The organism is Kitasatospora sp. NPDC057965 (assembly GCF_042887135.1).
Lineage (GTDB): Bacteria > Actinomycetota > Actinomycetes > Streptomycetales > Streptomycetaceae > Kitasatospora.
In genome coordinates, this window is sequence record NZ_JBHVPZ010000007.1 from 21,069 (window position 1) to 43,992 (window position 22,924).

The 22,924-nt window shown below is 73.6% G+C and carries 26 protein-coding genes, 1 tRNA gene and 1 other RNA gene; 27 read left to right on the forward strand and 1 reads right to left on the reverse strand.

The window, feature by feature from the left end; genetic code table 11:
* The first annotated feature begins 57 nt into the window (after window positions 1–57).
* The 20 genes from ACFVVU_RS10665 (at window position 58) to ACFVVU_RS10760 (ending at window position 15,412) form a co-directional block, all read left to right on the forward strand.
* On the forward strand, window positions 58–324 hold the full coding sequence (locus tag ACFVVU_RS10665) for a hypothetical protein (protein WP_387789238.1): 267 nt from the start codon (window positions 58–60) through the stop codon (window positions 322–324).
* The gene (locus ACFVVU_RS10670; protein WP_387789240.1) at window positions 321–779 is read left to right on the forward strand and encodes a WhiB family transcriptional regulator; all 459 of its coding nucleotides are present in this window, start codon (window positions 321–323) and stop codon (window positions 777–779) included. The genes ACFVVU_RS10665 and ACFVVU_RS10670 overlap by 4 nt, the downstream gene beginning before the upstream one ends.
* An 8-nt stretch (window positions 780–787) precedes the next feature.
* Window positions 788–1,813, forward strand: a complete 1,026-nt coding sequence (locus ACFVVU_RS10675) for a DUF2637 domain-containing protein (RefSeq protein WP_387789242.1) — start codon at window positions 788–790, stop codon at window positions 1,811–1,813.
* Window positions 1,810–2,187 carry a hypothetical protein gene (locus ACFVVU_RS10680; RefSeq protein ID WP_387789244.1) on the forward strand — a complete coding sequence of 126 codons (378 nt, stop codon included), beginning with the start codon at window positions 1,810–1,812 and terminating at the stop codon, window positions 2,185–2,187. Before ACFVVU_RS10675 ends, ACFVVU_RS10680 begins: the two co-directional genes overlap by 4 nt.
* The gene (locus tag ACFVVU_RS10685) at window positions 2,184–2,561 is read left to right on the forward strand and encodes an RRQRL motif-containing zinc-binding protein (protein ID WP_387789246.1); all 378 of its coding nucleotides are present in this window, start codon (window positions 2,184–2,186) and stop codon (window positions 2,559–2,561) included. Before ACFVVU_RS10680 ends, ACFVVU_RS10685 begins: the two co-directional genes overlap by 4 nt.
* A gap of 47 nt (window positions 2,562–2,608) precedes the next feature.
* Window positions 2,609–3,010 (forward strand): ATPase, encoded by a 402-nt coding sequence (locus ACFVVU_RS10690; protein ID WP_387789248.1) that lies wholly within the window; start codon window positions 2,609–2,611, stop codon window positions 3,008–3,010.
* Between the two features lie 23 nt (window positions 3,011–3,033).
* On the forward strand, window positions 3,034–3,477 hold the full coding sequence (locus tag ACFVVU_RS10695; RefSeq protein ID WP_387789249.1) for an NUDIX domain-containing protein: 444 nt from the start codon (window positions 3,034–3,036) through the stop codon (window positions 3,475–3,477).
* A 28-nt stretch (window positions 3,478–3,505) separates the two neighbouring features.
* Entirely contained in the window at window positions 3,506–4,003 is a 498-nt protein-coding gene (locus ACFVVU_RS10700; RefSeq protein WP_387789251.1) for a hypothetical protein, read from the forward strand.
* Window positions 4,004–4,207, forward strand: a complete 204-nt coding sequence (locus tag ACFVVU_RS10705) for a hypothetical protein (protein WP_387789253.1) — start codon at window positions 4,004–4,006, stop codon at window positions 4,205–4,207.
* Between the two features lie 2,007 nt (window positions 4,208–6,214).
* Window positions 6,215–6,631, forward strand: a complete 417-nt coding sequence (locus ACFVVU_RS10710) for a hypothetical protein (protein WP_387789254.1) — start codon at window positions 6,215–6,217, stop codon at window positions 6,629–6,631.
* 11 nt (window positions 6,632–6,642) lie between these two features.
* Window positions 6,643–7,128 (forward strand): hypothetical protein, encoded by a 486-nt coding sequence (locus ACFVVU_RS10715; protein ID WP_387789256.1) that lies wholly within the window; start codon window positions 6,643–6,645, stop codon window positions 7,126–7,128.
* Between the two features lie 80 nt (window positions 7,129–7,208).
* A complete protein-coding gene (locus ACFVVU_RS10720; RefSeq protein WP_387789257.1) occupies window positions 7,209–8,042 on the forward strand; it encodes a hypothetical protein in 834 nt (277 codons plus the stop codon).
* Window positions 8,039–9,418 carry a transfer protein gene (locus ACFVVU_RS10725; protein WP_387789259.1) on the forward strand — a complete coding sequence of 460 codons (1,380 nt, stop codon included), beginning with the start codon at window positions 8,039–8,041 and terminating at the stop codon, window positions 9,416–9,418. The genes ACFVVU_RS10720 and ACFVVU_RS10725 overlap by 4 nt, the downstream gene beginning before the upstream one ends.
* Window positions 9,419–9,448: 30 nt before the next feature.
* A complete protein-coding gene (locus ACFVVU_RS10730; RefSeq protein ID WP_387789260.1) occupies window positions 9,449–9,898 on the forward strand; it encodes a hypothetical protein in 450 nt (149 codons plus the stop codon).
* A gap of 16 nt (window positions 9,899–9,914) precedes the next feature.
* A complete protein-coding gene (locus ACFVVU_RS10735) occupies window positions 9,915–10,919 on the forward strand; it encodes a DNA cytosine methyltransferase (protein ID WP_387789262.1) in 1,005 nt (334 codons plus the stop codon).
* Window positions 10,920–10,927: 8 nt separating this feature from the next.
* Complete coding sequence (locus ACFVVU_RS10740) at window positions 10,928–11,155, forward strand: hypothetical protein (RefSeq protein WP_387789263.1); 228 nt, start codon at window positions 10,928–10,930, stop codon at window positions 11,153–11,155.
* Window positions 11,152–12,006, forward strand: coding sequence for a bifunctional DNA primase/polymerase (locus tag ACFVVU_RS10745; protein ID WP_387789265.1), 855 nt, complete (start codon window positions 11,152–11,154; stop codon window positions 12,004–12,006). The genes ACFVVU_RS10740 and ACFVVU_RS10745 overlap by 4 nt, the downstream gene beginning before the upstream one ends.
* A gap of 2 nt (window positions 12,007–12,008) precedes the next feature.
* A complete protein-coding gene (locus ACFVVU_RS10750; protein WP_387789266.1) occupies window positions 12,009–13,487 on the forward strand; it encodes an ATP-binding protein in 1,479 nt (492 codons plus the stop codon).
* A 433-nt stretch (window positions 13,488–13,920) separates the two neighbouring features.
* Window positions 13,921–14,142: an excisionase family DNA-binding protein gene (locus tag ACFVVU_RS10755; RefSeq protein WP_387789268.1), complete on the forward strand. Its 222-nt coding sequence runs from the start codon at window positions 13,921–13,923 to the stop codon at window positions 14,140–14,142.
* 13 nt (window positions 14,143–14,155) lie between these two features.
* A complete protein-coding gene (locus ACFVVU_RS10760) occupies window positions 14,156–15,412 on the forward strand; it encodes a tyrosine-type recombinase/integrase (RefSeq protein WP_387789270.1) in 1,257 nt (418 codons plus the stop codon).
* Between the two features lie 80 nt (window positions 15,413–15,492).
* On the opposite strand, the gene ACFVVU_RS10765 is transcribed toward ACFVVU_RS10760, so the two are convergent.
* Window positions 15,493–15,577, reverse strand: a tRNA-Ser gene (locus ACFVVU_RS10765).
* A gap of 131 nt (window positions 15,578–15,708) precedes the next feature.
* Between ACFVVU_RS10765 and ffs the strand changes: the two genes are divergently transcribed.
* From ffs to ACFVVU_RS10800, 7 genes are all read left to right on the forward strand, one after another.
* An RNA gene (gene ffs / locus ACFVVU_RS10770) (signal recognition particle sRNA small type) lies at window positions 15,709–15,805 on the forward strand.
* 60 nt (window positions 15,806–15,865) lie between these two features.
* Entirely contained in the window at window positions 15,866–18,028 is a 2,163-nt protein-coding gene (locus ACFVVU_RS10775; RefSeq protein WP_387789272.1) for a DNA polymerase III subunit gamma and tau, read from the forward strand.
* A gap of 70 nt (window positions 18,029–18,098) precedes the next feature.
* Window positions 18,099–18,437 carry a YbaB/EbfC family nucleoid-associated protein gene (locus tag ACFVVU_RS10780; protein ID WP_350541541.1) on the forward strand — a complete coding sequence of 113 codons (339 nt, stop codon included), beginning with the start codon at window positions 18,099–18,101 and terminating at the stop codon, window positions 18,435–18,437.
* 177 nt (window positions 18,438–18,614) lie between these two features.
* The gene (gene recR / locus ACFVVU_RS10785) at window positions 18,615–19,214 is read left to right on the forward strand and encodes a recombination mediator RecR (RefSeq protein WP_030392621.1); all 600 of its coding nucleotides are present in this window, start codon (window positions 18,615–18,617) and stop codon (window positions 19,212–19,214) included.
* Window positions 19,207–19,947, forward strand: a complete 741-nt coding sequence (locus ACFVVU_RS10790; RefSeq protein WP_387789274.1) for a DUF5063 domain-containing protein — start codon at window positions 19,207–19,209, stop codon at window positions 19,945–19,947. Before recR ends, ACFVVU_RS10790 begins: the two co-directional genes overlap by 8 nt.
* 325 nt (window positions 19,948–20,272) lie before the next feature.
* Window positions 20,273–21,553: an aspartate kinase gene (locus ACFVVU_RS10795; protein WP_380679584.1), complete on the forward strand. Its 1,281-nt coding sequence runs from the start codon at window positions 20,273–20,275 to the stop codon at window positions 21,551–21,553.
* Complete coding sequence (locus ACFVVU_RS10800; RefSeq protein ID WP_380679581.1) at window positions 21,550–22,644, forward strand: aspartate-semialdehyde dehydrogenase; 1,095 nt, start codon at window positions 21,550–21,552, stop codon at window positions 22,642–22,644. Before ACFVVU_RS10795 ends, ACFVVU_RS10800 begins: the two co-directional genes overlap by 4 nt.
* The last annotated feature ends 280 nt before the right edge of the window (window positions 22,645–22,924 follow it).

Here is a 22,924-nt window from a genome sequence, read left to right on the forward strand (position 1 = left end):
GCCAAGGAACGCGCGGCGACCCTGCGGGCTCACCCCCCGATTGGACGAGGTGAACCCATGAGACTGATTGTTGCAGGCCAGGAGGCCGCGACGCCCGAGGAGTTCGCGGAGCTGGCGTTCGGAACCGGTGCCGACTACGGCTTCGGCGTCGACACCGAGCTGTTCGACGGCAGCGCCGACTGCTCCGCCGAGGACCGGCTGATCCGGCTGGACGTGGCGCGGGCGGTGCTGCGGGACCTGGACCCGCCGGCCGCCCGCTTCGCCTCCGCGCTGATGCGTACCGCGGAGCGCCGCCGGGCGCTCACCTGGAGGGCCGCCGCGTGAGCCTGCACCGCGCCCAGTACCTCACCGGCACCCGCGCCCCGCACCGGCTGGCCCGCCCGGCGGCCACCGTGCTCGCCGAGGTTCGCCCGAACGGGGACGGCGACCTGCGGGGCGCCGCCTGCGCCGGGGCCGACACCGACCTGTTCTACCCGGACCCCGAGGAGATCGGGCCCGAGGCCGCCGAGTGGGCCGAGCGCCGCGCCAAGATGATCTGCGCCGGGTGCCCGGTCCGCGCGATGTGCCTGGAATTGGCGCTTGAGCGTCGCGAGCCCGAGGGCGTCTTCGGCGGGCTCACCGCCGCCGAGCGCCGGACCATCGGCAGGCGCCGCCGGGCCGCCGCCCGCCCGCAGCACGCGGTCGGTGGCGGCGTGCCCGACGGCGTGCTCACCGCGCTCACGGCGGCCGTGAGCGCGCTCACCGCCCGCTCACGGCGTTCGGTTCGGGGGCTGCGATGAAGGCGGCGATGAGCCCGGCGCAGATCCGATCCGCCGAGCGCGCGTTGACCGCCGGGACGTGGGCGATCACGTTCGGTGCGGTCCTGTACAGCGTGCTCACGGTGACCCCGCTCATGGCCGGCCACACCCCGGACGGTTGGGAGTGGACGGCGCCGATCCTGCCGGTCGTCGTGGACGCGGCGGTGGTGATCGTGGTGCGCATGGACGCCACGCTCGCCCGCCTGAACGGCGACGGCGGACGCTGGCCCGTCGTGCTGCGCTGGATGACCGGCCTCATGACCGTGCTGCTCAACATCGGTTTGAGCGCCCTGGACAAGGACGGGGTCGGGGTCGCGGTCCACTCGGTCGCACCGCTGCTGCTGATCGTCACCGCCGAGACGTCCCTCGCCTACCGACGGGCGATCGGCGCCGCACTGACCACCCGGGAGACCGCTGAGCGGGCCGAGCGCGAGCAGCGCGAACAGCGGGCCGAGGCACGCCGGCAGGAGGAGCGGGCCGATCGGCTCGCCCGATTCGAGGCCGCCCAGCGGGCCGAGCGTGAGCGCCGTGAGCACGACGCGAGCGAGGCCGACAAGCAGCGTGAGCACGAGGCGGGCATGGTCCGTGAGGAGCGCGCGGAGACTGCCCGCCGCGAGGCCGCCGAGCGCGCGGAGAAGGCCCGGCGGGAGGCTGCCGAGCGGGCCGAGCGTGAGCGCCGTGAGCACGAACGGCGTGAGCGTGAGCGCCGTGAGCGCGAGGCGGGCGAGCGTGAGCGCGCCGAGCGGGCCGAGGCCGAGCAGCGCGAGCGGGAGGACGCCGAGCGCGCCCGCGCCGAGCTGCTGGCCGCCGGTCCCGCCGACGAGCGCCTGCCGGAGGAGCGGGCCCGCGAGGTGGTCAAGGCCGCCATCGAGGCCGGACTGCCGCAGCGCCAGGCGGTGGAGCTGACCGGCTGGTCCGTCGGCTGGATCGCCGCCCGCTACAAGGAACACCCCGCCGTCCGGCCCGCCCTGCACGCCGTCCCCACCACCACGACCGCTGAGGAGCAGGCATCGTGACCACCCCCACCGCCCCCACCATCGAGACCGCGTCCGGCGTGATCGGCGCCGCCGGGGCGCTGATGGCCGCGCTCTCCGCCCACGCCGACCTGCCCGCCCCGAGGGTCACCAGCGAACGCGTCGTGGCCCCGGAGCGCGACTCCTCCGGCGGCCTGGTCCTCACCTGGGGCCTGGCCTTCGGCTTCCACCGCGACACCGCGCTGAGCGACTTCGAGCAGTGGCGTCAGGCCCTCGGGGCCGACCCCGCCGCCGTCGACCACGGCAGCACCGGCCCCCACGCCTGGCTGAGCGTCGACACCGCCTACGCCGGTGTCCCGCTGACCCTGACCGGCTACTACACCCTCGCCCAGGACGACCCGGGCGAGGACGAGTGAGCCGCCCCCGGAACTGGGACCCCACCGGCGAGCGGCACGGCGGAACCCCGACCTACCCGTGGCGCATGGCGCCGGACACCCTGCTCACCCGCCGCCAGCTCCGCGCCCGCGGCCTGCGCCCGGGCGGTCAGGAGGTCGCCGCACAGGTCTGCTGGCGCTCGCGCCGCAGCAAGGGCCTGCGCGCCGCCTACCTCTACCGGATCGACCGGGCCAAGCCCGTACGGCCGATGACCCCCGCGAAGGCCGCCGCCCTCGCCAAGGCCAACACCGCCCGCCGCACCTGTCCCGCCTGCCGCCGCGACGCCGGCTACGTCCTCCCCGCGCACCTGGGCACCTGCCTGCCCTGCGCCGACACCACCGCCCTCGCGGCCTGAACCCCCCTGAACTGCTCCGCTGCCACCAGCACCAGGAGATCACTGTCATGTCCGTGACCGAAATCTGCGTGATCAGCTTCGGCTACCTGCACGGCGCCCCGCCCGAGGCGCACCTCACCCTCGACCTGCGCAAGCACTTCAAGGACCCGCACGTCGACCCCGCCCTTCGTCACCTGACCGCGCACGACCTGCCGGTGCGCCGGGCGGTCCTGACCACCCCGGGCATCCGGGAGTCCGTCCTCGCCGCCGCTCTGGTCGCCGAGGCCTACGACGCCGGGCCCACCGCCGCGCCGCTGACCATCGCGGTCGGCTGCGCGGGCGGCCGGCACCGCGCCGCCACCGTCGCCATGGTCCTCGCGGGCCGCCTCGACAAGACCATCGCCCCGGCCCGCCTCATCCACCGCGACCTCGACAAGCCCGTCGTCGAGCGCACCGCCACCGGTAGCTGACCACACACTTCGGAGGACAGCACATGAACGAGCAGTTCGAGACGATCCGCTACACCGCTGACGTGGTGTGTGCCCGTGACGACGGGCGCGTGCTGCTGATCAAGCGGCGCTGGAGCCCGCACCAGGGCCTGTTCGCGCTGCCCGGCGGGCACGTCGACCCGGGCGAGCGCGCGGTGGACGCCGCCGCGCGGGAGCTGCTGGAGGAGACCGGTGTCGCCGTCGACCCGGGCGCCCTGGTGATGGTCGGGGTGTTCGACGCGCCCGGCCGGGACGAGCGCGGACGGTACGTGAGCGTGGCCTTCCTCGCCAAGGTCCCGGCGGGCACCAAGGCGCGGGCGGCGGACGACGCCGCCGCCGTGCGGTGGGTGCCGCTGACCCGGCTGCCCGAGCGGCTCGCGTTCGACCACCACGAGATCCTGACCGCCGCCCGCGGCCGGCTTCGCATCGCGCACCACGACCAGGCCTGACCAGCCACCGACCAGAAGGGCAGAACTGATGAGCAACGGGAGCAGGTGGACGTCGGACCACCTGAGGGAGCCGGGCGGGACGGCCATCTACGCCGCCCAGCAGCGCGAGCGGCTGCGGCAGATGGCCGACGAGGTGCAGTCCCTGCTGCGCGAGTACCGGGCCGATCTGGAGTCGGTGCACATCGAGGGCGACCGGCCCGGCCAGCGCAAGGTGCGCGCTTTCCTGGCGACCCGGCCGCTGGCCAAGCTGGAAAGCCACCTGCGGGAGGCCGTGAACGCCGCCGGAAAGCTCGACGCGGAATACAACCGCCGCTTCGTCGAGCTGCCGAAGAAGCGCGCCGAGCGGGCCGCGAACAAGGCCCTGGAGAAGTCCGCCAAGGCGGGTGCCGAGGCCGCCCGGAGCGCGAACGCGGTGAACACCGCCGCCACCCTCCACAGCATTTCGGCGGCCACCACGGAAACCCCGGACGGAAAGGCGGGCGGAAAGCCCCCGGCGTTCCTGGACTTCCTGAAGGAGAGCGCCTAAATGCCGCCGCTCACGCCGGGGCAGGTCGCCTACTGGCAGCGGCGCCTGGAGGCGACGGCGACGAACGCGGACCGGGCGCGGGCCCTGTGGGACCTGGCCCGCGCCCAGGCCGGCCGAAGCGAGGAAGCGTGGGCCGATCTGGTGCGTCTGCTCTCCGCCTGGACCCAGCAGCACGCCGCCTCCGGGCCGCCCCGGACGCGGTGACGCTTCGCGCTCACATTCACACGCCGACTCCGTGCATCCGGGGGTCCCACCTACGCGTGCACGCGTACGCGTGAAGGGACCCCCGGTCCGTGACGGAGCGTGACACTCCCGATTGGAGGCCCGATGGCCGACGACGACGCCGGGGGGACCGTGCTCGGGTTCCCCCGGCTGACCGTGCCGGGCGTCGTGGGCGATGACCCGCCGCCGCCCGGCACGCCGGTCCTCGCCCCGCTGGACACCGACCTCGCCCCGCCCGCCTCGCTCTCGATCCCCGACGCCCCGGTCCTTGCGCCCGCCGTCGAATCCACCGCGCCGGGCGAGCCCACGGCCGCCGGCGGTTCTTTCTCGAATGTGGCCGCGATGTCGACCGTCCTGATGGCCGGTGTGACGGTGGCCGCGCTTCGCGGGGCGGCCCATTTCATCGCCTACCTGAAAGCGCGCGCCGAACACCGGGAAACGGTGGAGCGCCAACGCAATTCCCCGCCGGGCGCCGGTAATTCCCGTCCGGGAATCCCCGGGACGGCTGCGGGCGGGGCGGCTGCGCGTGGGCGTGTGCAGTCCGGCCCTGAATTCGGCCGGTCCTCGCGAAACCCCGCCCCGAATACCGCCCGGGGCGGTTCCGGGGTTCCCGCGACGTTCCGCTTCGGTCCCGCCTCCCCGCCGCCGGGCGGCGGCAAGGGGCCCGGGAAGCGGCCCAGCAGCCTGCCTGACGGTCACTCAGGTGGTGGTGGCAGTCCGGGGGCCGGTCGGGTCCGTGAGGCCCGCAGAGTCGCCCTGGAAGGCTCCGGCGCGGTCCGGCGCCCGAACGGCCTTTCCGGGGACGGGAATTCTCCTCTCGGTGACCGTGGCGGGCGCGGTCCGGGGCGTGAGCGCGGGGCCGATCGGCCGGCGCGCCAGGCGGCCGGGCCGGACACCGTCCGAGGCGCCGCCCGCCGCCGGATCGCCGAGCGGATCACCAACGGCCCCCGGGGATCTGGGGCGTCGAAGCTCGACCGGTCGCCCGCCGGGACGGACACGGTCCGAGGGGCGGCCCGGCAGCGGGTCGCCGACCGGATCACCACCGGTTCGTGGAAGCCCACCGGTGGCCACCAGGGCGGGGGTGCGACGCCCGCGACCATCCGTGGCGCCCTGCGCGCCCGTGCGGCCGGACGGATCCTCAACGGACCCAAGCCCAAGCCCGCCCCCGGCACCCCGAACACCCCGACCCCGCAGGCCCCGGCCGGCAAGCCCGCCACGGCGCCGGTCGTACCGGGCGCCTCCGCCACCGGGCCGCAGCAGGTCCAGCCGACGAAGAGCAGCCCGAAACAGGTCGGGACGGCGCCCGCCGCGAGCGGTCCCAAGGCCCGCAAGGCCAAGGGCCGAAAGCCCAAGGCGGGGAAGGCAAAGACGGGGAAGGCCCGGGCCGGGGGCCGGGTGCGGCGGGTTGTGACGCCGGGCGGGGCGACGGGGGCCAGGCCCTGGCGCAGTCGCCCCGGCCGGGGCCAGTCCACCCGCTCGCCGCGTACCTCCTGGCGCGCGTGGGCCCTGCGCGTCCTCGCCCGCCGGCGCCGCACCACCCCCCAGCCGCAACCCCAGAACGCACCCGGGCCCGGCCCGCAGCACGGCTACCCCGGGCCCTCGACCGGTCCCCGCCCCGCAGGTTCCGGACCGGCGGGCGCCCCCGGAAACGCGGGCAGCGGAAGCTTCGCAGGTCCGGGTCCGTCCGGGCACCCCGGCGGGGCCGGTAGCGGGGCTTCGGCCGGGTCCGGCCGGCCCGGTGCTCCCGGCGCCGCCAGTAGCGGTGGTGGTGGGTTCGGTCCGCCGCCGGGCTGGGCCTACGCCGCCGGCACCACGTACCACGTCGTGCGGGCCGACGGCGGGCCGCGCCCGCCGGGGCCGCGTGCTCCGGCCGGTCACCTCGGCCGAGGGCAGGCCGCCCTGCCGCGTTCTCCGCACCACAGCCCGCACGCCCGCCCGGGCACGACCCGCCCGGCGCCGCCCATCCCCGCACCTGTTGGAGGACTTCCTGTGACCGTCTCCCCGCCGCGCCCCGGGCACGGCACCCAGTACGCGGACGCGGACCTGACCATCTACGACGTCATCGAGGCGGACGCCGACATGGCCGAGGAGATCATGGAGGGCGCCGACGACGCCCGCAGCGCGGCCGAGGGCTGCGAGCAGTTGCTCGGGCACCTGGAGGCCCTGCACGCCAAGGTCGTCGAGCTGAAGGTGCCCGGCGTCCTGGAGGGCATGATCGCCTCCCTGATCGACCAGGCCGGGACGGTCAAGGCCCGCGCCGAGGCCGTCGCCGCGGCCGTCCCCGCCGCCTCCGAGGCCATCGCCACCGCCGGCGCGAACGCGTCCGCCCGGCACAAGCCGCTGGCGGACGCCGTGCGCGACGCCGGCCACACCGCCCCCGCCGAACGCGACTACCACAACGAGTAGGAGCCCCGCCCATGTCCGACTCCGAACTGACGCCGGTCACCAGCAGCCGGCCCGTCACCACCAGCGCGCCGCCGTCCGACCGCACCGACGGCGCGGGCGACGGGACCGAGGACTTGGGGATCGCCGCCATCCTCGTCTGCTACACCATCGTTCTCGCCGAGCTCGCCGTGGCCGCCGTCAAGCTGGCGTTCCTGTCCGAGCGGGTGCGCGCCACCTACCGGTACGTCGAGGACTGCGCGAGTTCCGTGGACCGGCTCGCCGACCAGGCCGCCGCGCTGAACGTCGACCGCGACACCGTCGGCGAGCACCGCGACGCCGCGACCGTGATGCGCACGGTCCTGGACGAGGCCGAGGCCATGGCCCAGGCCACCGAGGACCTGTCGACGCTCTTCCAGGCGACCGCCGACGCGCACGAGGCCGACTACGGCCCGGTCGCCGAGGCCGCCGACGCCATGCCCGTCGAGATGGCCGACCGCGAGTTCTACAGCAACCGCTGACCCCACCCCGGGGCGGCGCCGTCGCCCCGACCGGCGGTGGCGCTGCCCCTTCGCCCCTGGCCTGCGAAGGAGCACACCTGATGATGTCCCTCGGCCCGATGCGTGGGCGCCTCGCCGTCGCCCGCGACCGGATCGGCCGCGCCGCCACCCTCACCGGCGCTCTCGCCCTGACCGGCACCGCCCTCAACCCCGACTGGTACCCCGCCTCCATCGGCGCCGCCGGGGCCGCGCTCGGCTTCGGCCTGCTCTGGTCCGCGACCCTCCCGGCCGGGCAGGTCCGCGACACCGCCACCGCCCTGTACGTCGCGCCGTCCGCCGCCATGGCCGGACTGCTCGTCGCCGAGCGCCTGGTGCACGGCGTGCACTGGTGGGAACTGGCCGCCGACACCGCGTGGACCCTCGTCGTGTGGTTCGTCCGCCCGGCCCGCCTGGCCCGCGTCGTGGCCGGCCGCGAGCCCTCCCTCAGCCCCGCCGCCGTCGAAACCGCCCAGCAGGCCCTGGCCGAGACCGGGGTGCCGTCCGACGGTGAGCGGCACCCGATGGCCGTGTGGTGGTCCGAGCGCGCCGCCGTCGTGGGCGGCGTCGCCCCCGGCACCGTGCTGGAGCACATCGAGCGGACCGGCCCGCAGTCCATGACCGCGATCATCCGCTCCGCCCGCCCCGGCGCCCCGGTGCCGACGATCTCGATCACCGCCCTGTCCGCCCTGCTGGACTGGGACGAGGAGGAGATCACCGTCGCCAAGATCCCCGGCCGGGGCGCCGGGGTCCGCCGCCTGACCGTCGGCCGCCCGGCCCCGCAGCACGGCGCCGACCTGCACGCCTACTGGGCCGAGCACATCGCCCCCAAGGGCATGCCCGGCACCACGATCACCGCGATCCGCACCGTCGACCTCGACAAGCAGGTCGAAGCGTGAGTCGCACCGTCTACGAGTTCACCGTCCAGTCCCCGCCCGGTGACCTCATCACCTACGACATCGAGCGTCTCGCCGACGCCATGCGCATCGACGACATCTCCCGCCTGTCGGTCGAAAGCCGGGGCAGCCAGGCCATCGTGACCGTCTACCCCGGCGACCCGCTCGCCGACGTCCACCTGCCCGACCCCGACCTGCTCGCCATGGACGACCGGGGCCGCGTCTGGGCCGGGCTCTACCACAACGGGCGCCGCGTCTGGGTGCGCCTGTACGACCCGGTGTCCGGGTCCGCGCAGCGCCTGCTGCTGTTCGGCACCACCGGCGCCGGCAAGTCCACCGCCGGTCAGATCCTGCTCGCCGCGATGAAGCGCTCCGGCATCGCCGTCTGGTACGCCGACCTCAAGGGCGGCCAGTCCGCCCCCGAGGCGCGCGGCAACGTCGACTGGCCCGTCTTCACCCAGGAAGGCGCGATCGCCCAACTGCGCACCTACTGGGGCGTCATGAAGGACCGCGAGGAGCGCTACGCGCGCCTGGGCCGCTCCAAGTTCCTCAAGGACCGCCCCGACCCGCTGATGTACGAGGTCGTCGACGAGGCCAACCGCCTGCTGGAGAAGGGCGCCCCCTACCGGGACGAGGCCACCTACTACATCAAGGACATCGGCCGCACCGGCCGCTCCCTCGGGATGGGCATCGCCCTGTTCGCCCAGGCCGGACACCTCGAAGAACTCGGCGGATCCGACACCCTGCGCTCCATGCTCAAAGAGGGCGAAGTCCTGCTCCTGCGCTGGACGTCCAACCTCATGCGCCAACTCGTCGCCGACGGCCTGCTGCCCCCCGGCCAGAAACTCGCCCCCATCCCCAAATACGCCGGAGCGACCCGCCTCATCTCCCAGTTCGAGGCCGAGGAGGACGAGAACCGGCCCGGCACCCAGGGCAGCGGCTACCTCCTGTCCGGCCCCTACCCCGGCGCCCGCATGCGCTTCTTCCGCGTCGGCTCCGCGCTGCCCACCGAAGGCCTCGACCCCGAGATGCTCGCCCTCTACGGCGACGGCCCCCACGCCGCCCTGGAGAAGAGCGCCTGGCCCGTCGCCGGCGACGCCTACACCCTGCGCCTCGACGGCGACGCCGCCTACACCGCCGCCTTCGCCCGCAACGTCACCGTCGGCCCCGGCACCAGCCAGACCCCGCCGCCCGCAGCCCCCGGCACGAGCCAGGGCGCCGACCGGCTCACCATCGCCGACCGCGTCCAAGCCGCGCTGGAGAACAACGGCGGCGGCGACATGGACGCCCACGCCCTGCTCACCGCCGTCAACGCCGACGGAGGCCGCACCGTCACCCTCGGCAGCATCCGCAACGCCCTCAGCCGCCTGCGCACCTGACCCGCCCCGCCGACCGACCGGAGAAGCACCGTGGACCACACCCAGCCCATGCCGCAGCCGTTCGCCGCCCCGGTCCTCCACGGCCCGGACGGCACCCCCTACTACGCCGCACCCGCCCCGCTCACCGCACCGCCCGCCCTCTACCACCCCGCCGCCCCCGCGCCGATGGTCCACGGTCCGGCCCTCGCGCCGACCGCCGTCTACCTGCCCACCCCGCCCCCGGCCACCAACCCGGTTCCGGTGCGGGACCCGTGGCCCGCGCGCCTGCTCGCCGGTGGCGTCGCGCTCGGCGTCGGCGGACTCGGGATCGGCTACGCGGTGCAGGCCGTCGCGGCGGCGGCCGGGAGCGTCGGCGGCCTCGCCGCGCTCGGCGTCGGCGCCTACGCCCTCGCCAAGACCACCGGCGGCGCGGGCGGCCGGGGCGGCGGCGGGCAGGGCGCGGTGAACGTCAACGTCCACGTGACCAACCGCAACCGCTGACCAGGAGAAATCTGCCATGGACGCCCCGCTCCGCACCGCCGTCGAGAGCGCCCGACCCCGGCAGGCGGTGGACCTGTTCGCCGGGGTCGGCGGCCTCGACCTGCCCGCCCGCACGCTCGGCATCCACGTCACCGGAATCGAGAAGTCCCCGGACGCGTGCGCGACCCGCCGCGCCGCCGGACTCGACACGATCGAGGCGGACGTCCGCGACCACGACCCAGCCGACTTCCCCGACGCGAACCTGCTGCTCGGCGGCCCGCCCTGCCAGCCGTTCTCCGCCGCCGGAAACGGGGCCGGACGACGGGCCCTGTCGGACATCGTCACCCTCGCCCACCGGCTCTCCGAGCGCCGACCCGTCTCCCGCCACACCCACAACCCCAGGACGGACCTGATCCGGCTGGTCCTGGAGCCGCTGCGGTGGGCGTTGGCCCACCTCGACACGGGCCGCCCGTTCGAGGCGATCGTGCTGGAACAGGTCCCGGCCGTCCTGCCCGTCTGGCAGGCCTACGCGGAGATCCTGCGGGCCGAGGGCTACAGCACGGCGACCGGGACGGTGAAGGCCGAGCAGTACGGCGTTCCGCAGACCCGGCGCCGCGCGGTCCTGATCGCCCGCCTCGCCGGTCCGGCCGCCCTGCCCGCTCCGACCCACCGCCCCTACAGCAAGGGCATGCCCCGGACGGCCGGTGACCCCGGTCTGCTGCCCTGGGTCGCCATGGCCGACGCGGTCCCCGGACGCGCCCCGTTCACGGTGGTCTCGAACTACGGCACCGGTGGCGACCCGAAGGCCCGGGGGCGTCGCTCCAGCGCAGAGCCGTCCGCCACGGTCACCGGCAAGGTGTCCCGCGTCCGGGTGCTCGCCGACGACGGCACCGAGGACCGGTTCACCTGGGCCGAGGCGGGAGCGCTCCAGTCCTTCCCCGCCGATCACCCGTGGTCCGGGCGCGACATCGGCCAGCAGATCGGCAACGCCGTTCCGCCCCGCCTCGGCGCCGCCCTGCTCGCCGCCGCCCTCGACACCTAGTACCGGCCGTGTCCGCCGCCCTCGACTGGCGCGACGCCTCCCACTACGACCGCACCCGCACCCTGCCCTGCCGCTGGTGCGGCAAGCCCACCCCGCTCCGCGACGACCAGCGCAAACCCTCACACAAGGTCTGCGCCGAGAACGCGACCAACGACAACGGCGGCGGCCCCCTTCCGCCAAGAACCGGGGCCGCCGCCAATCCCAGCACCCTAGAGAACTGGAGACCCCCAGCATGACCCAACCCACCCCGATCCGGGGAGAGCACCTGACCACCGCGCTCGCCCTGGCCGCCTCCGGCGTGCCCGTGCTGCCGCTGCGGGCCGGGAAGGTCCCGTTCGGCAACTGCCGGACCTGCACCGGCAACGCGTGCGGCGGCCGGCCGAACATGAAGACCCCCGGCCCCTGCACCTGCCCGGCGCCGTGCCACGGCTGGGCCGCCGCCACCACCGACCCCGCCGTCATCAACTTCCCGCAGTGGGCGCGGGCCTGGCGGGACGCGGCGGCCGTCGCCTACCACCCCGGCGGCGCCGGGGTGACCGTCGTCGACCTCGACAACTCCGAGGCCATCGCGTGGGCGCGCGTCACCCTGCCCGCCACCCGGACCGTGCCCACGACCCGGGGCGAGCACTGGCTCTACCGGGGCGCCATGCCCTCCGCCAACGCGGTGCGGCCGGGCGTGGACATCAAGTCGACCATGGCCTACGCGCGGTGGCTCGGCTCCGGCACGGGCACCATGGCGGCCCTGCCGGAGATGGTCCGCGACCTGGTGGTGAAGGACCCGGTCCCGGTCCGGCCGGTCGCCGTCGCCGTGCCCGCGCTGGTCGGGGGCGGGAAGTGCCCGCACCGCACGCCCACGTTCCTGGAGCGGGGCATCGCCATGGCCGAGCAGCGCATCACCGACGCCGCCGGCGCCGTGCACAACACGGTGTACGAGACGTTCCTCGCCGTGCTCTCGACGCACGGCCGGTGCGGGTGCCTGACCGAGGCGCACACCGCCAGGCTGTTCACCTCGGCGCAGGCCAAGGGCGAGTCGCCGAGGCACTGCGCCGACGCGTGGGCCAACGCCCTTGTCCGGCTGGGGCTGTAGGCGTGGCCGAGGACGAGAAGAACCCCGCGCGAGAGATCATCGCCACCTACGCGCAGACGCACTTCCGGTACTTCCGCACCGCCGACGGCACCGTCTACGCCCAGCGCACCGGCCACCCGGTCGCCCGGCCGATCCGCTCCCAGGGCACGACCGGCAGCCACCGCCAGGAACTCATGGTCGGCCTCTACAAGGACGGCATCGGCGTCTTCAACGGCACCGCCCTCAAGGAGGCGTTGGACTTGATCGAGGCACTCGCCCTGTCCGAGGACGTGCAGCCCGTCCACATCCGCGTCGCCCCCGGATTCGACGGCGCCACCTGGCTCGACCTCGGGCGGGCCGACGGCCTGTCCGTGCGCATCCACCCCACCGGCTGGGACACCGCCGTCCCCGACCCGAACGAGGTCTGCTGGCGGCGCACCCAGCTCACCGGCGAACTCCCGATCCCGGTCAAGGACACCGACGGCAAGGGCATCGACCTGCTGCTGCGGCTGTGCAACTTCGCGAACGCGACGACGGAGTGCCTGGCCATCGCCTGGCTGATCGGCTGCCTCGGGCCGTCCGTGCCGGTGCCCGCCCCGTTCCTCACCGGGCCCCAGGGCGCGGGCAAGTCCACCGGCGGCCGGATGCTCGTGCGGATCATCGAGGGCATGAGCGGCGACCTGCGCAGGGCCCCGAAGGACGAGGAGAACCTGATCGCCGCCGTCGCGGCCGGATGGGTCACCGCCCTGGACAACCTCTCCCACATGACCCCCGACCTCTCCGACGCCATGTGCTGCATCGTCACCGGAGCCGAGTCCGTCAAGCGCGCCCTGTTCACCGACGGCGACGTCCACCGCTCCGCCTACCGCCGGCCCCTGCTCCTGACCGGCATCGACGTCGGCGTCATCCGCCCCGACCTCGCCGAACGCCTCCTGCCCCTGCGCCTGGAACGCCCGCGCATCCGGCGCACCGAAGCGGAGCTGTGGGCCGAGTACGCCGAGGTACTGCCCATCGTCCTCGGGTCCCTGCTCGACCTCACGGTCAAGGTCCGCGCGGCCCAGGCGGAGACCCCGACCGACCTACGGATGGCAGACTTCGCCCACCTGTGCGCCCAGCTCGACGCCGCGACCGGCTTCGGGGCGCTGGCCGCCTACCGGGCCAGCCTCGACGACCTGAACGACGACGTCATCGAGGGCGACCTCTTGGCGCAGACCGTCCTCAAGCACGCCGAGACCATCGCCCCCGGCACCGCGCAGCGCATGACCTCCACCGAGTGGCTGCACTGCCTGAGCCGTCTCTACAGCGGCGACGACCTGCGGGCCCTGCCCAAGGGCTGGCCCACCACCGGCAAAGTCCTCTCCGACCGGCTCAAGCGCCTTCAGCCCACCCTCGCCGCCCGGGGTGTCCTCGTCGACACCGGCCGCACGAAGGAGGGCCGATACCTCGAAATGGCCCGCCCCGCCAACGCCGTCCCGCACGAGCAGCAGCATCTGCAGGTCTGACCGGCGCTGGCGCCCGGACAAGCAAGAAGAGCACCCGTCGGCCCGCGCGGGTGCTCTTCTTGCTGTTCGGCGGAGCCGCCGGATGGCTCCCAAATCGCTCTTCGAGGGGGCCAACCACTACCGCAACCCCCTCCTTTTTCCTAAGTAGGGGAACGCTGCGTCACCCGCGTCACCCGGCCCGAAAAACGGCCCCTGACCTGCGCGGGAACGGGTGACGCAGACGACGGACGCCGCGTCACCCCTGCGTCACCCGCGTCACCCAATGACGCAGCCCAAGACGCAGAGGTGACGCAGACTCCGCAGCCTGCGTCACTCAAAACCGCAGCTCAGAGACCTAAATGACGCAGATGACGCGGTGACGCAGAAATCCGAACCTAGGACAGCGCGCGCCCCGGACACCGCCACCCGCTCCCCTCGCCAAGGAGTACCCGCCATGACCACCGCCACCCCAGAGGACATCCCCGACCACGACCCCACTCTCGTCGCCCTCACCGTCGAAGAGGCCGCCCGCCGACTCAGCATCGGCCGCACCACGATGTACGCCCTGATCCGCGACGGCGAGATCAGGACCGTCCCCATCGGCAGACTCCGCCGCGTTCCGGCGGAGGAGTGCGCCGCCTACCTCCACCGCAAGATGCACACCGCCGCCGCCTGACCGGAGAACAGATTTGGCAGACAACGAGAAGCGCACCCGCCGTCCCAACGGCACGTCGTCCATCTACAAGGGCGCTGACGGCAAGTGGCACGGCCGCGTGACCATCGGCGTCAAGGACGACGGAACCCCGGACCGGCGGCACGTCGAGCGCAAGACTCAGGCTGAAGTCATCAAGGCCGTCAGGGACTTGGAGAAGAAGCGCGACGCGGGGGCTGTGCCCAAGGCGGGCCAGAAGTGGACGGTCGGCAAGTGGCTGACCCACTGGATCAAGGAAATCGTCCCGGGCACTGTGGGGGAGAACACCTACGACGGCTATGAGGTCGCCGTCAGGGTGCACCTCGTTCCCGGGCTCGGCGCGCATCGGCTGGAGAAGCTGGAGCCGGAGCACCTGGAACGCTTCTACAGGAAGATGCAGGCCAACGGCAGCGCCGCCGGCACCGCCCACCAGGCTCATCGGACCATTCGGGTTGCGCTCGGCGAGGCCGTCCGACGTGGCCACCTGACCCGGAACGTGGCCACGATCGCCAAGGCGCCGCGACTCGAAGAGGAAGAGATCGAGCCCTACTCGGTCGGCGAGGTGCAGAAGATCCTGCTGGAGGTCGGACGCCGCCGGCACCCGGCTCGCTGGGTCATCGCGCTCGCGCTTGGTCTGCGCCAGGGGGAGGTCCTGGGCATGAAGTGGTCGGACGTCGACCTGGAGGTTGGTGTCATCAGGCTCCGTCGGGGACGCCTGCGGCCGAAGTACGAGCACGGCTGCGGTGGCGACTGCGGGCGGAAGGCCGGCTACTGCCGACAGCGGGTGCAGGTGCGGCGGGAGACGAAGGACACCAAGTCCCGGGCTGGCCGCCGTCCGATCCCGCTCCCGGACGAGCTGATCAACCTCTTCCGGAAGCACCAGGAGGGGCAGACCCGCGAGCGGGCCAACGCCCGGCAGCTCTGGGCGGACAAGGACTACGTCTTCGCCTCACCCACCGGGGAGCCGCTGAACCCGAACACCGACTACCACGAATGGAAGGACATCCTCGGGGCCGCCGGCGTCCGTGAGGCCCGACTCCACGATGCGCGCCACACCGCCGGTACCGTGCTGCTGCTTCTCAAGGTCCCCGAGCGGATCGTGATGGCCATCATGGGCTGGTCGTCCGCGTCCATGGCGAAGCGCTACCAGCACGTGACCGACCCCATGCTTCAGGAGGTCGCCGACAAGATCGGCGGATTGCTGTGGGGGCGTCCGGCCGAAGCGTCCGGAGAGAGCCCCGAGAAGGCCGACTGAGACGGAAACTGAGACGGGATACGACGAAGGCCCCGACCGGAACCCGGTCGGGGCCTTTCGTTTGCCCAGGTGGGCGAAGGCGGAGGATACGAGATTCGAACTCGTGAGGGGTTGCCCCCAACACGCTTTCCAAGCGTGCGCCCTAGGCCTCTAGGCGAATCCTCCGAGGGAGAGCTTAGTACATGTTTTGGGGTGGTCGCGACCACGTATGTCGGGGGTGAGGGGTGGGGGTGGCCTGCGGATGCGGGGGTGGGGGTGGTGGTGGAGGGGTGGGGCCGGGATCCGGTAGTGTTGGGGGCAGCCCCTCGTGTGGCGCCATCTTTTTGAACCCCCCCAGGGCCGGAAGGCAGCAAGGGTAGGAGAGCTCTGGCGGGTGCGCGAGGGGTCTTTGCGTTCCCGGGGCGAGGCCGGGGGAGGCCGCGTTTGTCGGTCCGTCCCGATATCGTCGGTGGTGTGTCCCTAGCCCTGTACCGCCGCTACCGCCCCGAGACCTTCGCGGAGGTCATCGGGCAGGAGCACGTGACCGCTCCGCTCCAGCAGGCCCTGCGCAACAACAGGGTCAACCACGCCTACCTGTTCAGCGGCCCGCGCGGCTGCGGCAAGACGACGAGTGCGCGCATCCTGGCCCGCTGTCTGAACTGCGAGCAGGGGCCGACGCCGACGCCGTGCGGCGAGTGCCAGTCCTGCCGGGACCTCGCCACGGGCGGGCCCGGGTCGATCGACGTGATCGAGATCGACGCGGCCTCGCACGGTGGTGTGGACGACGCGCGCGAGCTGCGTGAGCGGGCGTTCTTCGCGCCGGTGCACAGCCGGTACAAGATCTTCATCCTGGACGAGGCGCACATGGTGACCTCGGCCGGCTTCAACGCGCTGCTGAAGGTGGTGGAGGAGCCGCCGGAGCACCTCAAGTTCATCTTCGCGACCACCGAGCCGGAGAAGGTGATCGGGACGATCCGGTCCCGGACGCACCACTACCCGTTCCGGCTGGTGCCGCCCGGCACGCTGCGCGACTACCTGGCGGAGGTGTGCGGCCGGGAGGGGATCCAGGTCGAGGACTCGGTGTTCCCGCTGGTGGTGCGGGCGGGGGCCGGGTCGGTGCGTGACTCGATGTCGGTGATGGACCAGCTGCTGGCCGGCGCGAGCGAGGGTGGCGTCACGTACCAGATGGCCACCGCGCTGCTCGGGTACACGGACTCGGCGCTGCTGGACGAGGTGGTGGACGCGTTCGCCGCGCACGACGGGGCGACCGTGTTCCAGGTGGTCGACCGGGTGGTCGAGGGCGGGCACGACCCGCGGCGGTTCGTCACGGACCTGCTGGAGCGGCTCCGCGACCTGGTGATCCTCGCCACAGTGCCGGACGCGGGGGAGAAGGGGCTGATCGACGCCCCGGCGGACCGGGTCGCGGTGATGCAGGCGCAGGCGGACGCCTTCGGGGCGGCCGAGCTGAGCCGGGCGGCGGACATCGTCAACACCGGGCTGACGGAGATGCGCGGCAACGCGGCGCCCCGGCTGCAGCTGGAGCTGATCTGCGCCCGGGTGATGCTTCCGGGCGCGTACAGCGACGAGCTGTCGTTGCAGGCGCGGTTGGACAAGCTGGAGCGCAGGGCCGCGGCCGGTGGGCTGGCCGGCGGGACGGTCGGTGGCCTGGCGGCGGGTGCCGGGATGGCGCCGGTCGCTCCGGTCGCTCCGGTGGTGATGCCGGAGGTCGCGCAGCCGGTGCAGCAGCCGGTGGCGCCGGTGGTGCAGCAGCCGGTGGCGCAGCCGGTGCAGGCCGCGCCGGCACCCGCGCCCGCGCAGCCGGCCGGGCCGGCGCCCGGGGCGTGGCCGATCAAGCGGAGCTTCTCGCCGGGCGGGGAGGCGACGGCGCCCGCACCCGCAGCCGCGCCCGCTCCGGTGGCCCCGGCCCCGGCCCCGGCCCCCGCCCCCGCTCCCGCCCCGGCCCCCGCGCCGGTCGCGGCGGCCGGTGGGCAGCCGTCGGCGGCGGCGCAGCAGGGCGCCGCGCAGGTGCGGCAGCTGTGGCCGCAGATCCTGGAGGCGGTCAAGAACCGGCGCCGGTTCACCTGGATCCTGCTCAGCCAGAACGGCCAGGTGGCCGGGTTCGACGGCAGCGTGCTCCAGGTCTCGTTCATCAACGCGGGCGCCCGCGACAGCTTCGTCAGCAGCAACAGCGACGACGTGCTGCGGTCCGCGCTGTCCGACGCGCTGGGCGTGGACTGGCGGATCGAGTGCATCGTCGACCCGTCGGGCGGCACGGGCGGCACGGGCAGCGCCGGCAGCGGCGGGGGAGGGGGCGGCTGGGGTGCCGCGCCGGCGCGTCCGGTGGCATCCGCGCCCCCGGTGCAGCCCGCCCCTCCGGTGCCCGCGCCCGCACCCGTGGCCGCGCCGGTTCCGCAGCCGCAGGCGGCGCCGGTCGCACCGGTGCCCCCGCCCGTCCAGGCCCCGCCGCCGGCGGCTCCGGCGGCCCCGGCGCGTCCGGCGCGGGTGGTGGCTCCGGAGGACGACATCCCGGAGGAGGACGACCCCGATCTCAACGAGGAGGCGTTCTCCGGCCAGGAGCTGATCATCCGCGAGCTGGGTGCCACGGTGCTGGAGGAGATCCGGCACGGTGGGAACTGACCAGCACGTAGGCTCGTCGAGGACGTACCAGAGGACGTAGCAAGCGCAGACCGAACGCAAGGAGTGAGCCGTGTTTCCCGGTGGTGGCCAGCCCAACATGCAGGCGCTGCTCAAGCAGGCGCAGAAGATGCAGCAGGACCTCGCCCAGGCGCAGCAGGAGCTGGCCGAGGCCAAGGTGACCGGTTCGGCCGGCGGCGGCCTGGTCGAGGCGACGGTGACCGGTTCCGGGGAGCTGGTGGCGCTCACCATCGCCCCGGCCGCCGTGGACCCGGAGGACACCGAGACGCTGGCGGACCTGGTGCTGGCGGCCGTCCGGGACGCCAACCAGGCCGCGCAGAAGATGCAGGCCGAGCGGATGGGCCCGCTGACCCAGGGCCTCGGCGGCGGGATCCCGGGCCTGCCGTTCTGAGCGTGGTCAGGGGCGGCCCGAGAGGGGCCGTGACGGTCCGGAGTTCAGCCGATGGACCTGTGTGATTTATGCGGGAGTCGGGCGTCGGGCGGTGTGCCCGGCGTCCGATTCGTTGGATGATGGCACCGGAGCACCCCCTGCGGGTGCCACCGGTCCAACCCGAGGGAAGGCGCGACGTTGTACGAGGGCGTGGTTCAGGACCTGATCGACGAACTGGGCAGGCTGCCCGGCGTCGGGCCCAAGAGCGCGCAGCGGATCGCCTTCCACGTCCTGCAGGCCGACCCGGTCGACGTCCGCCGGCTGGCGCACGCGCTGCTGGAGGTCAAGGACAAGGTGCGGTTCTGCGCCGTCTGCGGCAACGTCGCGGAGGCCGAGCAGTGCCGGGTCTGCCTCGACCCGCGTCGTGACCTCGCTGTCATCTGCGTCGTCGAGGAGCCCAAGGATGTCGTCGCCATCGAGCGCACCCGGGAGTTCCGCGGCCGTTACCACGTGCTGGGCGGCGCGATCAGCCCGATCGAGGGCGTCGGCCCGGACGACCTGCGGATCCGGGAGCTGCTGGCGCGGCTCGCCGACGGCACGGTCACCGAGCTGATCCTGGCCACCGACCCCAATCTGGAGGGGGAGGCGACCGCCACCTACCTGGCCCGGCTCTGCAAGCCGATGGGCCTGAAGGTGACCCGTCTGGCGAGCGGCCTGCCCGTCGGCGGGGATCTGGAGTACGCGGACGAGGTCACGCTCGGTCGCGCCTTCGAAGGGAGACGACTGCTCGATGTCTGACCGGACGATCAACCAGCAGCCCCACACGCCCCACCAGGCCGGACCGGAAGAGGACCGGCGCGGCCCGCAGGACGCGCAGCATGATCCGCACGCCCCGCACACGCACGGGCACGGTTCGGAGCCGGACGACTTCGCGGTGCAGATCGCGGACTCGGTGGAGAGCTTCGTGCTCTCGGTGACCGAGGTCGCCAAGGGTGACGAGCCCGGCAGCGCCGTCTCGCTGCTCCTCCTGGAGGTCTCGCAGCTGCTGCTGGCCGGCGGCCGGCTGGGCGCCATCGAGGACGTCGTCCCCGACGACCGCTTCGAGCCCGACGCCGGGCCGGAGCCGGACGGCGAGCAGCTGCGCGAGCGGCTGGCCGAACTGCTCGCGCCGATCGACGTCTACCACGAGGTGTTCGACCCGTACGGGCCGCCGGAGAAGCCGAACGCCTTCCGGATCTCGGACGACCTGGCCGGGGTGGTGGGCGAGCTGCAGCACGGGTTGACCCACTACCGCGAGGGCCGGGTCAGCGAGGCGCTCTGGTGGTGGCAGTTCTCGTACCTGTCCAACTGGGGCACCACCTGCACGGCCGTGCTGCGGGCGCTGCAGTCGCTGATCGCGCACGTCCGGCTGGACAGCCCGATCGGGGCGGCGCCGGACGGCGCCGACACCGACAACGACGGACTCACCGACGAGCAGCTGGAGCAGCAGGCCGGCGACCTCATGGCGGCGGAGCTGGGGCTGGGGCGGTAGCCGCGGCGGAGGCCCGGGCGGGGCCTCGGCGCCGGGCCGGGCCGCGGACTGTGACGGAAGCCTCACTCCGCCTCCCGGGGCGGAAAACCCCGGGGCGTCCGTCCGTTCGTCCGCCGATTCTCCGGAACGGCGGCGGCCCGCCCGCAGACCTGCCGGTCCGGGTATCCGCACCCCCGCTCACCTGCCGAAACGTGTGTCTCATCATATGGAAAGCGGGGGGCGGAGCACCCTCGCTCGGTAGACTGGCGCCGACCGCACTGCCCCCGCCATCCGGGGGTGCGGGGGCCGATCGCCCCCGGAAGACGACACAAGTCGAGGAGCGCACGTGGGCCTTGTCGTGCAGAAGTACGGCGGCTCATCCGTTGCGGATGCCGAGGGCATCAAGCGCGTGGCCCGTCGAATCGTTGACGCCAAGAAGGCCGGCCATGAGGTCGTCGTCGTGGTGTCCGCGATGGGCGACACGACGGACGAGCTCATCGAACTCGCGGAGCAGGTGTCACCTCTCCCCGCCGGCCGCGAGTTCGACATGCTGCTGACCGCTGGAGAGCGCATCTCCATGGCGCTGCTGGCCATGGCGATCAAATCCCTGGGCCACGAGGCGCAGTCGTTCACAGGAAGCCAGGCCGGCGTCATCACCGACTCCGTCCACAACAAGGCGCGCATCATCGACGTGACGCCGGGCCGCATCCGCACCGCCCTCGACCAGGGCAACATCGCGATCGTGGCCGGTTTCCAGGGCGTGTCGCAGTCCAGCAAGGACATCACCACGCTCGGTCGCGGCGGCTCGGACACCACCGCCGTCGCCCTCGCCGCCGCCCTCAAGGCGGAGGTCTGCGAGATCTACACCGACGTGGACGGCGTGTTCACCGCCGACCCGCGCGTGGTGAAGAAGGCCCGCAAGATCGACTGGATCGCGTACGAGGACATGCTGGAGCTGGCCTCGTCCGGCTCCAAGGTGCTGCTCGACCGCTGCGTGGAGTACGCGCGCCGCTACAACATCCCGATTCACGTACGCTCGTCCTTCTCGGGCCTCCCCGGGACGATCGTCAGCAACGACAACCCGAACCAGCCCGAAGGGGGCGAGATGGAGCAGGCCATCATCTCCGGAGTCGCCCATGACACGTCCGAGGCGAAGGTCACGGTCGTCGGCGTCCCCGACAAGCCGGGCGAGGCGGCGCGCATCTTCCGCGCCATCGCCGACGCCGAGATCAACATCGACATGGTCGTGCAGAACGTCTCCGCGGCGTCGACCGGTCTGACCGACATCTCCTTCACGCTGCCGAAGACCGAGGGCCAGAAGGCCATCGACGCGCTCGACCGGGTCAAGGAGGGCATCGGCTACGAGTCGCTCCGCTACGACGACGCGATCGGCAAGATCTCGCTGGTCGGCGCGGGCATGCGCTCCAACCCGGGGGTCACCGCGACCTTCTTCGAGGCGCTCTCCGCGGCCGGCGTCAACATCGAGCTGATCTCCACCTCGGAGATCCGCATCTCGGTGGTCACCCGCGCCGAGGACGTCAACGCGGCCGTCCAGGCCGTCCACAGCGCCTTCGGGCTGGACAGCGAGACGGACGAGGCCGTCGTGTACGGAGGCACCGGGCGATGACCCGGCGGCCGAACCTCGCCGTCGTCGGCGCCACCGGCGCGGTCGGCGAGGTGCTGCTCGGCCTGCTCTCCCTCCGCCAGGACATCTGGGGCGAGATCCGTCTCGTCGCCTCCCCGCGCTCGGCCGGCCGCAAGGCGGTCGTGCGCGGGGAGCCCGTGGAGGTGCTCCCGCTGCGGGAGGAGGCCTTCGACGGGATCGACGTCGCGCTGTTCGACGTCCCCGAGGAGATCGCCGCCCGCTGGGCGCCGATCGCGGCCGCCAAGGGTGTCGTGGTGGTCGACAACTCCGGCGCGTTCCGGCTGGACGACGCCGTTCCGCTGGTGGTGCCCGAGGTCAACGCGGCGGCTGCCCGGATGCGCTCGCGCGGCATCGTGGCGAGCCCCGACTCCACCACCCTGACCATGATCGCGGCGATCGGCGCGCTGCACGCCGAGTACGGCCTTGAGTCGCTGGTCGTCGCCTCCTACCAGGCCGCCTCGGGACTCGGCCGGGTCGGCGCGGACGCGCTGCGCACCCAGCTCGCCCAGGTGGCCGGCACCGACGTCGGCGAGCAGACCGGCGACCTGCGCGCGGTGATCGCCGACCACGGGCCGTTCGCCGCCCCGCTGGCGCTCAACGCGGTGCCCTGGACCGGGGTGCTGACGGACGGCGGCTGGTCGTCCGAGGAGCGCACGGTGCGCGACGAGTCCCGCAAGATCCTCGCGCTGCCCCGGCTGAAGGTCTCCGCCACCTGTGTGCGGATCCCGGTGGTGCGCACCCACGCGCTCGCCGTGCACGCGGTGTTCGAGCGCGAGGTCACCCAGGAGCACGCCCGGGAACTCCTGGCGGAGGCGCCCGGGGTGGTGCTGTACGACGACCCGGCGGCGGGCGAGTTCCCCACGCCGAACGACGCGGTCGGCACGGACCCGGTGTGGGTGGGGCGGCTGCGGCGGGCGCTGGACGATCCGAACGCGCTGGACCTCTTCCTCTGCGGGGACAACCTGCGCCGGGGCGCGGCGCTGAACGCGCTCCAGATCGCGGAGCTGGTGGCCGCCGAGGGCGGCGACGCGGCGCCGGACACCGACCCGGGCTGGGACACCGACCCGGTCTGACCGGGTCCGGGCCGGGACACCGACGCGGGCTGACCGGGCCCGGTGCGGACGGTGCCGGGGCTCTGCGCGGGATGTTCGCCGACTGTGCCAGGAATCCTCGCCGAATCCCCTGGGCGCCCCTTCCGTCCATGCGGAAGAATGTCCGCCGGGCTGGGCAACCATGACAGGGGATCGAGTGTCCAACGGGCGTGGCGAACGTGATGGTGGGGGCAGGGACGGGCATCTCGGCGAGAGCCGCAGTGTCGTTCCCGTCGCGTGTCCAGTGGCCTGCGGACAGGCC